Origin of the sequence: Xanthomonas sp. DAR 35659 (assembly GCF_041242975.1) — a bacterium.
Classification (GTDB): domain Bacteria; phylum Pseudomonadota; class Gammaproteobacteria; order Xanthomonadales; family Xanthomonadaceae; genus Xanthomonas_A; species Xanthomonas_A medicagonis.
The window spans coordinates 668,171-682,577 of record NZ_CP162488.1; the positions used below are offsets into that span (position 1 = coordinate 668,171).

Annotated in this window: 14 protein-coding genes; all 14 read left to right on the top strand. The window is 68.8% G+C overall.

Annotation, left to right across the window (positions count from 1 at the left end; translation table 11 throughout):
- Nucleotides 1-6: 6 nt before the first annotated feature.
- The 14 genes from AB3X07_RS02965 (at nt 7) to AB3X07_RS03030 (ending at nt 14,118) form a co-directional block, all read left to right on the top strand.
- Nucleotides 7-1,665 (top strand): serine hydrolase, encoded by a 1,659-nt coding sequence (locus tag AB3X07_RS02965; protein ID WP_420018522.1) that lies wholly within the window; start codon nt 7-9, stop codon nt 1,663-1,665.
- Between the two features lie 120 nt (nt 1,666-1,785).
- The gene (locus AB3X07_RS02970; RefSeq protein WP_369942601.1) at nt 1,786-2,589 is read left to right on the top strand and encodes an N-acetylmuramoyl-L-alanine amidase; all 804 of its coding nucleotides are present in this window, start codon (nt 1,786-1,788) and stop codon (nt 2,587-2,589) included.
- Nucleotides 2,590-2,720: 131 nt separating this feature from the next.
- Entirely contained in the window at nt 2,721-3,632 is a 912-nt protein-coding gene (locus tag AB3X07_RS02975; RefSeq protein ID WP_369942603.1) for a hypothetical protein, read from the top strand.
- Nucleotides 3,633-4,034: 402 nt separating this feature from the next.
- A complete protein-coding gene (locus AB3X07_RS02980; RefSeq protein ID WP_369942605.1) occupies nt 4,035-4,820 on the top strand; it encodes a hypothetical protein in 786 nt (261 codons plus the stop codon).
- A 166-nt stretch (nt 4,821-4,986) separates the two neighbouring features.
- On the top strand, nt 4,987-6,942 hold the full coding sequence (locus tag AB3X07_RS02985) for an XVIPCD domain-containing protein (protein WP_369942607.1): 1,956 nt from the start codon (nt 4,987-4,989) through the stop codon (nt 6,940-6,942).
- Nucleotides 6,943-7,170: 228 nt separating this feature from the next.
- Nucleotides 7,171-7,692: a lysozyme inhibitor LprI family protein gene (locus tag AB3X07_RS02990; RefSeq protein WP_369942609.1), complete on the top strand. Its 522-nt coding sequence runs from the start codon at nt 7,171-7,173 to the stop codon at nt 7,690-7,692.
- A gap of 45 nt (nt 7,693-7,737) precedes the next feature.
- Nucleotides 7,738-9,123, top strand: a complete 1,386-nt coding sequence (locus AB3X07_RS02995; protein ID WP_369942610.1) for an XVIPCD domain-containing protein — start codon at nt 7,738-7,740, stop codon at nt 9,121-9,123.
- Nucleotides 9,124-9,690: 567 nt separating this feature from the next.
- Nucleotides 9,691-10,464, top strand: coding sequence for a M15 family metallopeptidase (locus AB3X07_RS03000; RefSeq protein ID WP_369942612.1), 774 nt, complete (start codon nt 9,691-9,693; stop codon nt 10,462-10,464).
- A gap of 30 nt (nt 10,465-10,494) precedes the next feature.
- Entirely contained in the window at nt 10,495-10,695 is a 201-nt protein-coding gene (locus AB3X07_RS03005) for a CPXCG motif-containing cysteine-rich protein (protein ID WP_369942614.1), read from the top strand.
- A gap of 157 nt (nt 10,696-10,852) precedes the next feature.
- Nucleotides 10,853-11,242, top strand: a complete 390-nt coding sequence (locus AB3X07_RS03010) for a hypothetical protein (protein ID WP_369942616.1) — start codon at nt 10,853-10,855, stop codon at nt 11,240-11,242.
- Between the two features lie 225 nt (nt 11,243-11,467).
- Nucleotides 11,468-11,833 carry an EF-hand domain-containing protein gene (locus AB3X07_RS03015; RefSeq protein WP_369942618.1) on the top strand — a complete coding sequence of 122 codons (366 nt, stop codon included), beginning with the start codon at nt 11,468-11,470 and terminating at the stop codon, nt 11,831-11,833.
- A 256-nt stretch (nt 11,834-12,089) separates the two neighbouring features.
- Nucleotides 12,090-12,503, top strand: coding sequence for an EF-hand domain-containing protein (locus tag AB3X07_RS03020; RefSeq protein ID WP_369942620.1), 414 nt, complete (start codon nt 12,090-12,092; stop codon nt 12,501-12,503).
- Nucleotides 12,504-12,525: 22 nt separating this feature from the next.
- Entirely contained in the window at nt 12,526-13,278 is a 753-nt protein-coding gene (locus tag AB3X07_RS03025; protein ID WP_369942621.1) for an HAD family hydrolase, read from the top strand.
- Nucleotides 13,279-13,578: 300 nt separating this feature from the next.
- Complete coding sequence (locus tag AB3X07_RS03030) at nt 13,579-14,118, top strand: hypothetical protein (protein ID WP_369942622.1); 540 nt, start codon at nt 13,579-13,581, stop codon at nt 14,116-14,118.
- Nucleotides 14,119-14,407 lie beyond the last annotated feature (289 nt).

Consider the following 14,407-nt stretch of genomic DNA (forward strand, 5'->3'; position numbering starts at 1 on the left):
GCGATCATGCGAGGCGCGCGGCCAGGGCACGCGGCGTGGCGCGCCCGGGCTGCCGGGCGCGTGCGCACCTGCGTGCTCGCGCTCTGCCTGGCGTGGCCCGCGCTCGCCGCCGCCGAGCCGGATGTGGCCACGCCCCCGCCGCGCGCCGATCTCGATCGCCTGTTCGAGCAGGCCATGGCGCGCTACCGGCTGCCCGGGCTGGCGGTGGGCGTGATCGAGAACGGCGAGGTGGTGTATGCGCGCACTGCCGGCGAGTTGCGCGCCGGCAGCGGCGCGCGCGTCGACGGGCGGACGCTGTTCAAGATCGCCTCCAACAGCAAGGCGATGACCACCGCGCTGCTGGCGCGGCTGGTCGATGCCGGCAAGCTGCGCTGGGACGATCCGGTGACCCGCTACCTGCCCGAGTTCCGCATGTACGACCCCTGGGTCACGCGCAACATCCAGGTGCGCGATCTGCTGATCCACAACAGCGGGCTGGGCCTGGGCGCCGGCGACCTGATGCTGTGGCCGGAGCCCAATGCGTTCACCCGCGCCGACATCGTCGCCGGGCTGGCCTATCTCAAGCCCACCCACAGCTTCCGCGCGCACTACGCCTACGACAACCTGTTGTACGTGGTCGCCGGCGAGGTGGCCGCGCGCGCCGGCGGCAAGCCGTACGCGCAGTTGTTGCGCGACGAGGTGTTCGCGCCGCTGGGCATGCGCCGCTGCCAGGTCGGTGCGTGGGAGCGCGATGCGGTCGGCAATGTCGCCCAGCCGCATATGCGCCAGGGCGAGGCCAACGTGGTTGTGCGTGCCGACGCGGCGCGGATCCCGGATACGCCGTCGATGGCGGCCGGCGGCGTGCGCTGCAGCCTCGACGACATGCTGGCGTGGATGCGCGCATGGCTGGCGCCCGATGCCGCCACCGCGGCCTGGCTGTCGCCGGCGCAGCGGCAGGCGCTGTGGACGCTGCATACGCCGATGCCGATCCCGGCGCAGATGCGCGACCGGGACGGCACGCGCCTGTACGGCTATGGCTACGGCTGGCGCCTGGCCGACGTGGACGGGCAGTGGCAGGTCGCGCATACCGGCACGCTGATGGGCATGTACTCGGCGCTGGTGCTGTTGCCGGACCGGCGCAGCGGCTTCGTCATCCTCAGCAATGGCGACGGCGGCGAGATGCGCACGGTGCTGGGCGAGGCGTTGCTCAAGCGCTTCACCCGTCCGGACGCGCCTGCGTTGGATGTCCTGCACTACGCTGGTCTGCTGGAGCAGGCGCGCGTGCAGGCCGGCCCCGCCGCGCGCACGGTCGACGCCACCGCTACGCGCGTGCCGGTGGACGCCGCCGCGTCGCACCCGCAGCAAGGCATTTGGCGCGATCCTTGGTTCGGCGAGGTGGCGCTGTGCCCGCAACAGGGCGCGCTGCGTTTCCAGGCGCGCAAGTCGCCGCTGCTGCGCGGCCGGGTCATGCAGGTGGGCACGCGCTGGCTGGTGGACTGGGACGAGGCCAGCGTCGATGCCGAGCCATGGTTGACGTTCGCCACCGCCGCCGATGGCACGCAACGCATGCATCTGGCGCATGTCGATCCGAATGCGGATTTCAGCTACGACTATGCCGATCTCGATTTCGTGCGGGTGGCACCTTGCCCAGATCTTGTGGAGGAGACTTCAGTCCCGACGCGCTGAGGGTAGATCCCGTCGGGACGGAAGCCCCTCCCACGACATCCATCTCCTTCACCATGTTTCTAGATACTGCTGTTGCGGGTGCTCGTCGCTCGCTGTCAGATCCCCCCGGAATCCTTGCCCATGACCCGACCATTCCCCACACCCGTATCGCCCCGCATGCGCTGGCTGGCGCCGCTGGCGCTGGTCGCGCTGCTCGGCGCGTGCGCGCATGCGCCGCAGCGCAATCCGCTGGCCGAATGGGTGCCGTCGCCCAACCACGACCAGCGCCGGCCGATCCTGATCGTGATCCACTACACCGACCAGGACTCGGTGCAGCGCAGCCTGGACACGCTGCGCTCGCACAACAGCAAGGGCAAGGTCAGCGCGCATTACCTGATCGGCCGCGACGGCAAGCGCTACCAGCTGGTCAGCGACGACCGCCGCGCCTGGCATGCCGGCGCTGGACGCTGGGGCACGATCACCGACGTCAATTCCGCGTCGATCGGCATCGAACTGGACAACGACGGCAAGACCCCGTTCGCGCCGGCGCAGATCGACAGCCTGCTGCTGTTGCTGGAGGACCTGTGCACGCGGTTGCGCATCCCGCGCACGCAGGTGGTCGGGCACCAGGACTTCGCGCCCACCCGCAAGGTCGACCCCGGCCCGCTGTTCCCGTGGAAGCGCCTGGCCGAGGCCGGCTTCGGCCGCTGGCCCGCCGCGGACACGCCGCCAGCACCGCCCGGCTTCGATCCGTGGCAGGCGCTGGCGCTGATCGGCTACCCGATCGACGATCGCGCGGCCACGTTGCGCGCCTTTCACCACCATTACCGCGGCAACGATGCCACCGCGCTCGATGCCGAGGACCTACGCATCCTCTACGCGCTGGCCCAGCCGGCGCTGGCGCGCCCGCAACCCGCCGCGGCGGCGGAGCCGGACGTGCCATGAGTGCGTGCCGCAGTCCGGTCGGCGTCCGCCCCAATGGCGTGCCGGCCGCCCCGGCCGCGCGCGGCCGGCACTGGGATCGCCTGCATTCTTGGTAGCATGCGCGTGCCAAGGACTCCGAAGGACGCAGTGTTATGAGGCTCGCAAAGACAGCCCTGTGGGCGGCTACCTTGCTGTTGGTCGGCGGGTGCACGGACAAGGCCGCCAGCCCCGCGCCGGATGGCGCGCAGGCCACGCCCGCCGCGACCGCCGCCGCCGCGCCCGCGCAGGCGGCCGCGCAACCCGAGCCGGTCGCGGTGCCGGTGCCGGCGCCGGGCCAGGTGCTCGCCGATATCTATGGCATGAAGGGCGACGGCTCGGCCTCCTACGTCATCGACAACAACGCACTGGCCAGCTTCTGGTACGGCTACCGCTTCGACCTCGGCGGCAAGCACTACTACACCGGCTTCGCCAACGCCGGTCCGGGGAAGTACGGCAACCCGGAGGAAGAGACGCCGGATCCGTCGGTGGGCGTGAGCATCAGCCAGGCCACCTATGTGCTCGACGACGCCGACGGCAAGCCGGTATGGGCCCTGTTCCACGCCCAGCAATGGGCGGGCGATTTCGGCAGCGACGAGAAGCCCGACACGCTCGATCAGAAGCGCAAGCCGCAGAGCACCGAAACCAAGAACGGCCACTTGCTGCTGGCGCTGCCGACCACTCGTTTCGCCGACGGCATCACCAGCTCGGGCTTCGCCGTGTTCACCTTCGACCCGAACAAGAACGATCTGGGCGACTACAAGGGCTGGGTCTACCTGGGCACCGTGGCGACCGGCGAAGACAACGGCGCGGCCTGCGACGACCAGGGCACCATGAAGTGCGCGTCCAGCACCGGCACGCTGAGCTTCGAGGCGCCCAAGAGCGGCCCGGTGCCGTCCCTGCGCGTGACCAGGAGCGGTACCGTCGTCGCCGGCCCCGGCAAGGTCCGGACCCTGGGCGCCGCGGACGCGGTCACCTATACCTTCGATCCGGCCACCGGCAAGTACGTCCCGCCGCTGGATCGCTGAACCGTCGCCGACCGGCCCGCCGCAGGGCCGGTCCGACCCAGGGCGGGAGCGGGGCCGCAGGCTAGTCGCGGCCGATCGAACTGGTTAAGATGCGCCCACGGGGCCTGATGATCAGGCGAGTCATTCGCGAGCGGCAATGGATGCTGCACTCGCCCGAAATGCCGGAGTGGATCGCCGGCGTGCGGTTCGCCATGCGCGACCGTCATCACCGCCCCTGCTTGGGGCCGGATTGCAATCCACCGTTCTCTGTCCGAAGCCATGCCTGCGAGGAGCTGTCGTCCACGCGGGGCGTGCCGTGTCCGCGATGCGCGAAATGGCGACATTCTGGACACCGCGGCGTGGCGTGTCGGGATTGGCGGGTGTGTTTTCCGGCTTCTTCAACGAATACAGGATGTTCTGCACATGTCCAATGACAACAAGCTTGCCGTCGCCAACGAAGCGCCGCCCTATCCGGGCAGCGTGCTGTACCTGATCTACGGGATCGACGGGGACGGCGCGCGCTCCTACGAGATCGACAACGGGGCCGTGGCCAGTTTCTGGTGCGGCCAGCATTTCGATCTCGGCGGCAAGCACTACTACACCGGCTTCGCCTATGCCACGCCGAACAAGTACGGCAGCGACGACAACGAAACCATCCCGAATCCGGGCGAGGGCGTGTCGATCAGCCAGGCCACCTTCCGGCTGATCGCGCCGGGTACCGAGCGGCCTTGGATGCTGCTGCACGCGCAACAGTTCGTTGGCTCGTTCGGTGCCTATGAGCGCGCCGACGCGGTGGACGAAACGCGCAAGCCGCAACAGCACGTCCTGGACAACGGCCATCTGCTGCTGGCGGTGCCGACCTCCAGCTTCGACAACGGCGTCACCAGCCTGGGTTTCGCGCTGTTCACCTTCGACCCGGACAAGCACGACCTGGGCGGCTACCAGGGCTGGGTGTATCGCGGCACGGTCGCCGCTGGCGAGGACAACGAGGCCAGCAGCGACGCCGACGGCGTCGTGCCGCATGTGTCCAGCGTGGGCACGCTGCAGTTCTCCCGGGTGCCGGGCGCGGCCTTGCCGGACGTGCGCGTCGCGCTGCGCGGCACCGCAATCGCCGGCCCCAGCCGCGCGCGCCTGCTCGATGCATCCGACACGGTGGTCTACGCGTACGACCAAGCGAGCGAACAGTACCTGCCCAAGCCCACCGCATGACCCGCTGGTGCGCACCGCTGTACGTGGTACGCGCCGGCAATCGCAACACCGCAGTCCCCGCAGTCCCGAACCGTTTTGTTGACCGCGCACTAACAAGCTCACGGACGAGCTCGGTTGACCTTGTCGGCGCTCGGCGCCGTATATCAACCTCAAGGAGTAACACGAGATGGCACGCGATTACACGAAAGCCGAAAACCTCGACATCATCGAGCGAGAGGCCAGGGAACGCCATATTCCGGTCGACGACTTCATGCGTTTCGCCTACATCGAAACCGGCGGCAGGTTCGACGAGCAGGCCAGCCGCGGCCCGAACAGCGCCAAGGGCCTGTTCCAGTTCACGCCCGGCACCGCGCAGGCCTACGGCATCCGCGGCCGCGAGCTGGATGCGGTCGCCAACACCGACGCGGCGGCGCGCCTGTACCTGGACAACCAGCGCTCGCTGACCCGGCAGCACGACCGCGACGACCGCCCGTACCTGTCCGGCAAGCCGCAGCCCGACGGGCTGGACATGTACATGGCGCACCAGCAGGGCGCCGGCGGCTACCGCTCGATCCAGGCCGCGCTCGCCACCGGCAACTTCGCCCGCGACGATACGCGCGCGAACATCCTCAACAACGTGCCGCGCGAACGCGATCCGGCCGGCGCCAAGCAGTTCGAGGCCTATACCGGGACGTCGCTGGCCGACTTCAAGAAGATGTCCGACCAGGACATGGCCAAGACCTTCCTGAAGTACTGGGACACCAAGTTCGACCATATCGCGATCCCGGAAAAGGGCATCAAGCCGGTGGTCGATGGCCAGGCTCAGCAGGCGGCCGCGCCCGCGCCCGCGCGTGCGCAGCCGCAGCCGACAGCGCCCTCCACCGCGGCCAAGCAGGAAGGGCATGGCGGCATCCAGCTCACCGCCGCGCATGCGATGGGCATCAAGTACGACGACGTGCAGTACGCGATCAACATCAAGGGCCACAAGCTCTATCACCCGGGCGCGGACGGCAAGCACCTGGAGCAGGGCTACATCGATTGCTCCGGCTGGGTGTCCGAGTTGCAGAACGCCACGATGCGCGAGATCAACGATAAGGCCGGGCGCACCGTGTTCGGTCGCCAGGACATGCTCGGGCAAGGCATGAACGGCTCGGGCGAAATCGTCAGGAAGGCGTTCCAGAGCTCGGGCGTGCTGCTGCAGGGCCAGGACGTGTTCAAGCCCGGCGCGCTGAAGGAAGGCATGGTGATCGGCGTGGATGCCGGCAACACCAAGCATGAGCACTGGAAGGGCATCGACCACATCCTGATGGTGGTGCGTGATCCCAAGAGCGGCGAGTTGCTGGTCAGCCAGTCCAGCGGCAGCAAGGGCGTCAACACCATGCCGCTGGACGACTACCTGGCCAGCCACAAGAACGCCAAGTTGTTCGTGTCCGATCCGCTGGCCAAGGCGCGCGACCTGCTGCAGGACAAGCAGCAGACGCAGTCGCAGGAGCAGGGCAAGAGCCACGACGCGCGCGCCGGGCTGAAGCCGGGCGAGCAGGGGGCGGAGGTCAAGGCGATGCAGCAGCGTCTGATCGAACTGGGCATCAAGGACGGCAGCGGCAAGCTGCTGACCGGCACCGGCTACTACGGCGACAAGACCAAGGACGCGGTGGCCAACCTGCAGCGCGAGAAGGGCATCGAACCGACCGGCATCGCCGACAAGGCCACGCTCGATGCGTTGAGCAAGGCGCAGGCCAAGGCGGCGCCGGCCGCGGCGCAGCGTGCCGACGATCCGCTGTTCGTGCAGGCCATGGAGAAACTGCAGAAACACGGGCCGAATGGCGGTTTCGCCAGCCGCGAGGAAATGCAGCGCGCGGCCGGGCAGGTGGCGTTCGAAGCCAGGGTGGGCGGCATGTCGCGCATCGACGACGTGTTGCCCAGCACCGACGGCAAGGGCCTGATCGCGGTGGAGCGCAATCCGAACAACCCGCACGACGTGAACCGCGCCTACGTGGACAAGCAGCATGCCGCGACCGTGCCGCTGGAGCAGAGCCAGCAGCAGTTGGCGGCCGAGAACCAGCGCCAGGCGCAGGAGCGGCAGACGCAGGATCAGCGCACCCAGGCGCAAGCGGCGCAGTCCACGCCACCCGCGGCGCGTTGATGCGCTGTTCGCTTCGGCCGCCGCCGGCAGCAAGGCCGGCGGAGGCCGAGTGCGGCGCATCGTGCGCCCATGTCCAGCGCCGTGGCCGCGCGTGTCGCGCCGCATGCGTGTGCATGCGCGCGCCGGCAGTGCGTCGCCAACGCGGCATCGACAACGCGTGGACAGCGCCCGTGCAATCCTTTAGAACTGCGCTCCCGCGTTCGCCCCACCACAAGGCAACTTCAGACAATGGCCATCGCCAAGGTTCTTCCTGTGTCCTGCCTGCTGGCGCTGTGCGCAGTGACGGCGGCGTGCAACGGCGGCGCATCCACGCCGGCATCGACCGCCGCCACCACTGCGCCCGCACCGTCCGCCGCTGCGACGGCATCCACCCCGCCTGCACCGCCGCAAGCCACCCCGGCGCCGGCCACCACCGCGCCATCTCCCACGCCAAGAGCCACTCCCGCCATGCGACCGTCCTATGACGCCTGCATCAGCGCCGCCGCAGGCGCGACACCCGCCATGCAGGATTGCATGGACAGCGAATACCAATACCAGGACGGCCGCCTGAACGACGCCTACAAGGCCGCCATGGCGAAGCTGGGCGAGGCGCAGAAGAACGCGCTGCGCGACCAGCAGCGCAAATGGGTCGCCGATCGCGACGAGAAATGTTTCTACGATCCGGACAGCGGACAGGCCGGGCGCCTGGATGCGGCCGAGTGCCGCCTGGAGATGACCGCCAAGCGCGCGGACGAACTGGCAGGGCACTGAGTCACGCCTTTTTTGCGATACGACATTTAGACAAGGAGATGCACGATGAGCGACAAGGATTGGGAACTGGGGCAGACCTCCAAGCATTACGAGACCGGCGGACGCGGCGCCAGCACGGTGTCCTCCGGCATCGACGATCCGGGTGGCGTGTCCTACGGCTCCTACCAGATGACCTCGCAGGTCAAGACCAAGGAAGGCACGATCATCGTCGGCGGCACCGTCGCCGCGTTCGTCAAGGACAGCAAGTACAGCGACGACTTCGCCGGCCTGAAGCCGGGCTCGCCCGAGTTCAGCGCGAAGTGGAAGGAACTGGCCAGGACCGACGATACCTTCGCGCAGGAACAGCACGACTACATCAAGCGCACGCATTACGACAAGCTGGTGGACCGGCTCAAGGACAAGGGCATGGACCTGTCCGACCGCGGCCCGGCTGTGCAGGATGCGCTGTGGAGCACCGCGGTGCAGTACGGCCCTGGCAGCGACAAGAAGCCGGGCGGCTCGGGCGTGTTCCTGAAGGGCATCGAGGCCAAGTTCGGCAAGGACTACGACCTGTCCAAGCTTTCCGACAAGGACATCGTCGGCGCGGTGCAGGACTACAAGGCCGAGCACGTCAAGGAACTGTTTCCGCGGGTGGAGAAGCAGAAGACTCTCGATTCGCTGAAGAACCGCGCCGAGAACGAGAAGGCGGACCTGCTGAAGCTGACGGACCGGGACAAGACTGTCAGCCACGACGGCGAGCAACCGGCCAAGCATGAGCGCAAGCCGCACGCCGACGCGCCCCATCGCGGTGCTGGCGCGCACGCCGAGAACGGCGACGGCGTGCTCAAGCGCAACGAGCAGGGTGCGGCGGTGAAGGGCATGCAGGAGAAGCTGGCCCAGCTCGGCTACCTGGACGCGAAGGATGCCATCGGCGTTTACGGTCCCAAGACCGAAGCGGCGGTGGAGAAGTTCCAGCGCGAACAGCAGCTCAAGGGCGTGGACGGCAAGGCCGGCCCGGAGACGCTGGCGGCGATCGACAAGCACCTGCAACAGCAGCAGGGCGTGGAGCGCTTGCGTCGCGACAACCCGATGTTCGACCAGGCCGTCGCGAAACTGGAAAAGCAGGGCCCGAACGGCGGGTTCGGCAGCCGCGAGGAGATGCATCGCGCGGCCGGGCAGGCGGCGTTCGAGGCCAAGCTCAGCGGCATGTCGCGGATCGACGATCTGGTGCCCAGCACCGACGGCAAGGGCATGATCGCGGTGGAGCGCAACCCGAACAATCCGCTCGACGTGAACCGCGCCTACGTGGACCGGCAGCAGGCCGCGGCCGTGCCGCTGGAGCAGAGCCAGCAGCAGTTCGCGGCCGAAAGCCAGCGGCAGGTACAGGCGCAGGCGCAGGCGCAGGACCAGCAGCGCGCGCAGACCCAGGCGCAGCCCTCGCACGCGCGCTGACCGCAGCGGCGCCGCCGGCCGGCGCCATGTGGCCCGGCAGGCGCCGGTCCGGTCCGCCGGGCTGGTGCCTTGTCCTCGCGCATGTAAGAGGTGGTTGCCACGGGCTGCATTCGCCCTTGGCGCATGCGTCTTTCGATTCCCGCGTGTCTGTCGCGCCGCGCCGGGTGCCGTATCCCGGATGCGAGGCCATTGCCGCCGCGTCGTGCGGCCAACTGACGAAGGCAGGATGCGTGCAACGCGCCGGCCTTGGAATGCGCCTCGCGCACCGCGGTATCTGCGACCACCGCCGTGCCGCCGGCCGAGTACCGCGAGGCGCAGCGGCGGATGCGCGGACACGGCGTTCCGCTTTGCGTTGGGCAGCAAGCCCATCGTCGCGATGGCGGTGCTGGTGCGGGTTGCGCACAACCGCGTAGGTCTGGATGCGCTGATCGCCAAAGCCAGAACTCAGTCGCATCGCGTACCCGGCGCTTGGCCTAGCGAAGGTGCAGTGCAGGCTACGCGCCGCGATGGGCGGGCCTGTGGCGCATGCGCGGCCGTCCTGCCGCTGCGATGGCCTATGCTGCACCCATGTCACAGGATGCCACCGCCGCTTCGCTCCCCTCCCCGTGCGGACGTGGGGCATCGCGCACGCGCTGGATCGTGCTCGCGCTGAGTGCCGCCATTGGCGGCCCCGGGAGCGCGCCGTGTGCGGCTGCGGCCACCCCGCTCCTGTCGTCGGCTACCACGCCTGCGCAAGCCGGGCTGGTCGACGTGCGCACGGTGGCACCGGATATCGCACTGGATATCCGCTATGCCGGCCACGACAACTTCACCGGCCGGCCGGTACCCGGCTACGACGCGCCGACGTGCTACCTGCTGGCCCCGGTCGCGCAGGCCTTGGCGCGGGTGCAGCAGGCGCTGCATGCCGATGGCTACCGCCTGCAGGTGTTCGATTGCTACCGCCCGCAGCGCGCGGTCCGCGCCTTCGTGGCCTGGGCCGGCGATCTCGACGACCAGGTCGCCAAGGCACGCTACTACCCGCATCTGGACAAGCGCGTGCTGCTCGGCGACTACATCGCCGAAACCTCCGGCCACAGCCGCGGCGCCACCGTCGACCTGGGTCTGCTCGACTGCCGCGGCGGCCAGTGCACGCCGCTGGACATGGGTACCGGCTTCGATTTCTTCGACCCGGCGGCGCATACCGATGCGAAGGACGTCGGCGCCGCGCAGCGCGCGAACCGCCAGCGCCTGCTACAGGCGATGGCGGCGCAGGGTTTCGTCAACTACCCGCTGGAATGGTGGCACTACACGTTGCACCCCGAGCCTGACCCCGGCACCGCCTATGACGTGCCGATCCGCTAGGCTTCACACTTGCATCGACAGGCGCAGACCATGAGCGATATCCACAGCTTTGCTTCCGTGCAGTGTCCTTACTGCGGCGAGTGGAACGAACTGGCGGTGGATCCGTCGGTGGAGACCCAGCAATACGTGGAGGATTGCCATATCTGCTGCCGCCCCATGCTGTTGACGGTGGGGTGGGACGAGGACGATGGGGAGCCGGTCGTGAGCGCCCGCAGCGAGAACGACGGCTGAGCCGTTCCCGCGCCGCGCCGGCGGGTCGCGGCCAGCGCCGGCCGGCAAGCGCGCGCGGGTCCGCACGCCCACACGCCCCACGCGACAGCCCGACACGGCATGCGCGCACAGCGCCCGCACCCCCTAGACTGCACGCCTCGCCACCAGGACGTACCGAATGAATCTGTCGCTGCACTTCGGCCTGCTGGGCTCGCTCGAAGCCGGGCTGATCGCGCTCGCGGTCGGGTTCCTGATCTACGCGGTGTGGCACCGGCTGTGTCGCGGATTGCAATGGTCCGACGGCCACGCGCTGGGCTGGGCTTGTCTGATCGCGGTCGCCGTCTCGGCCGGCATCGACTGCTGGAACCTGTTCTACACCAGCATCGTGCGTCTGGAGTCGCCGCTGTACGCGCGCCTGGCGCTGGCCAGCATCCACGATCCGAACGAACTGGGGACGCGCGTGGTGCTGGAAGTGGCCGGCGCGCTGGCCGGCGTGGCGATAGGTTGGGTGGTGTTCAGTTCGCGTTCAAGTGAAAAATCCGGCGAAGGCGACAGCGGAATCGGCTGAAACACACGCTTTTTTTCCGAGCTGCGAACATCTCGAACGACTGGCTTACCGCATGCTCACCAAGCGCTAACCAAGCGGGTAGCGCGTCCTTTCCTCGCCGTGGTTAACGAAGCGTTTTGCGCGATTTTTCGCGGGGGAATGGATTCAGTCTGGAATTGGCACGGTGTAGCCATGCACCGGATCGGACCGGGCATGCCACAACCGAGAGAGCAAAGGAGACCACCCATGAACATTCGCAACCGCACGCCGCTGATCGGGACCGCCGCCATTCTCGCCGCCGCACTGGCCATGCCGGCCTTCGCCCAGGACGCGCAGAGCGACGCGGCCACCCCGGCGCAGTCGCCCACCAGCGCGACCGGCGCGACCGCTTCCCAGCCGGCCAAATCCGGTGGTGGCCAGACCTGGGCCGATGTCGACACCGATAGCGACGGCGCCATCAGCCAGCAGGAAGCGCAGGTCAACGCCGGCCTGAGCCAGATCTTTTCCCAGGCCGACGCGGACCACAACGGCAAGCTGACGCCGGACGAGTACAAGGCCTATGTCGCCAAGCAGCAGGGCGGCGCGGCAGGGAGCAGCAGCAACGGGCAGTAATGCGATCGCGCCGCATCTCCCCGGCACGCGCGACGTGCGCGTGCCGACACGGCGCCGTCTTTGCTGACGGCCTCCTGCAGGCTTCGCGATGCTCACTTGCTGTAGCAGTGTGACTCCCAGTAGGGCATGACGCGGAAAAAAGACACGGAAGGGCGGCCTTGTGCCGCCCTTTCTGCGCTCCGAGTTCTACAGGTGTATGACGCAGTCCCACCGCGCTACGGTGTAGGGTGGCGATCCGTCGTTCGCAGAGGCTGACATGGCCCGATCCCAGCGCTTGCATTGTCTGTGGCGCGCGTTGCCGCTTTGGGTGGGAGTTGCGGTCGCCGGCGTGGCCGCGGCGCAACAGGAGCCGGTCGCACCGGTCCTGCCGCCGCCGGTGACGCCCGCACCGACGCCGTCCCCCGCGCCGTTGCCGCCGCTGCCCTCACCGCCCGCACCCTCCGCGCCGGTGCCTGCCGCCCCGGCCACCGATGCCGGCGCCAGCGTGGGCGCCCGCAGTTTCGCGGCGCTGGACCTGGATCGCGATGGGCGCATCGACCGCACCGAGGCCGCCGCCGATCCGGTGTTGCGCGAGGTCTTCGGTACCCTCGATGCCGACGCCGACGGCGCCTTGTCGCGCGAGGAGTACGCGCGCTACCAACCCGGCCCGGGCGACCCTGCGCCGCAGTGAAGCGCGCTGCTATGCTTGGGCGATGCCTACGCCTACTGCCCTGCGTTCCTCCGCCATCGCCCTGGTCGGTTTCGACGGCGACGACACCCTCTGGAAAAGCGAGGACTACTACCGCGACGCCGAGGCCGCGTTCGAGGCGATCCTCGGCCACTATCTGGATCTGCGCGACGCCGGCACCCTGCAGCATCTGCTGGCGGTGGAACGGCGCAATCTGAAAGTGTTCGGCTACGGCGCCAAGGGCATGACCCTGTCGATGATCGAGGCGGCGATCGAACTGACCGAGGCGCGCATCGCCGCGCGCGACCTGCAACGCATCGTCGAGATCGGCCGCGCGACGCTGCAGCACCCGGTGGAGGTCATCGCCGGCGTGCGCGAGGCTGTGGCCGCCATCGCCGCCGAGTTCGAAGTGGTGCTGATCACCAAGGGCGACCTGTTCCACCAGGAGGCCAAGATCGCGCAGTCCGGGCTCGACGCGCTGTTCCCGCGCATCGAGATCGTCTCGGAGAAGGATCCGAAGACCTATGCCAAGGTCCTGAACGAATTCGGCATCGGCGCCGAGCGCTTCGTGATGATCGGCAATTCGCTGCGCTCGGACGTGGAGCCGGTGATCGCGCTCGGCGGCTGGGGCATCCATACGCCGTACACCACCACCTGGGCGCACGAGGCCGAGCATGGACTGTCCGCCGACGAGCCGCGCCTGCGCGAGGTGGCCGCGGCCGCGGACTGGCCGCAGGCGGTGGCCGACCTGAACCGCTATGCGGCGGCGCAGACGTGAGTGCCTTCCGCGACTGCGTTTCCGGGTGATGGGGCGTCGCGTCGGCGGCGGTGTCCGGCATGCCCGGGCGACGCGCTCGCGGTATGAGGATTGGTCGCGATGGCGCCGCATACGCTCGCTGCGGCTTTCGCGCCGCGGAAATGGTGCGAGTCGCGATCGGCTTCGCCGTCGCAGCGACTGCGCGCGCGTCCGCGCCGGTCGCTTCCCTCGACGCAAAGCCGCGTGGCTCCGGCAACGTCTGGGGCGCCGTGGCGGAGCCGGCAACCTGACAGTGCCGCCGGCATCCGGCAGAATCGGCGCATGCCGCCCTGCCTGCGCTCCGTCTGCCTGATCCTGCCGCTGGCGCTGTGCGTGGCGGGCGAAGCTGTAGCGCAGGACGCCCCATCGCCAGCCGCCGCCGCGCCTTTGGAAACTCCCGGCAGCGGCGATGCCTGGATCGATCGGCAATTGCTGGACATCGACCGCTATGCGGCGCGCTATCCGGACAGTTTCCTCGACGAAGTGGCGCGCTATGCGCAAGTACCGCGCGGCTACGCCGAAGCGCTGCTGCGCGAACGCCGCTGGCCGCCGCGCGACATCTATTTCGCCTGTTTCCTGGCCAAGGCCGCGGGCGTGTCGTACCGCGAGGTGGTGCGCGCGCGCGTGGCGGCCGGCGCGACGGCGAGTTGGGCCGACGTGGCGACCGCCTTGAACGCCGAGCCAGGCTCGCTGACCTATCGCGCGCTGCGCCACGCCATCGTCGCCAGCTACGACCACTGGGACCGACCGATCACGCTGGACGCCCTGTTGCGCCGCCAACTCGGCGATCGCGCGCAGCGCGACCAGGCCGCGGCGCAATAGACCTGGTCGGTGCACGCTGGTGATGAAGACCAGCCTCGAACCGGACGCCAAGCTAGCCGGTCCCCGCGATGCTCATGTAGGAGCGCCTTCAGTCGCGACGAACGCAGCAGCGATGCCTGCGGGTCTGCGATATCGATGTTCCCTCGGCGCATCCGCGGCGAGACCCGCGCGTCTCGATTGATGCGCACCTCCCAAACCCCCGATTTCAAGAGTTGCGCATCAGGCAGAGCAGCTATATGCCAAAGGCTTGAGTCGATTCCGGGGGGCTGTTAGCGATGTCCTGCAGTCG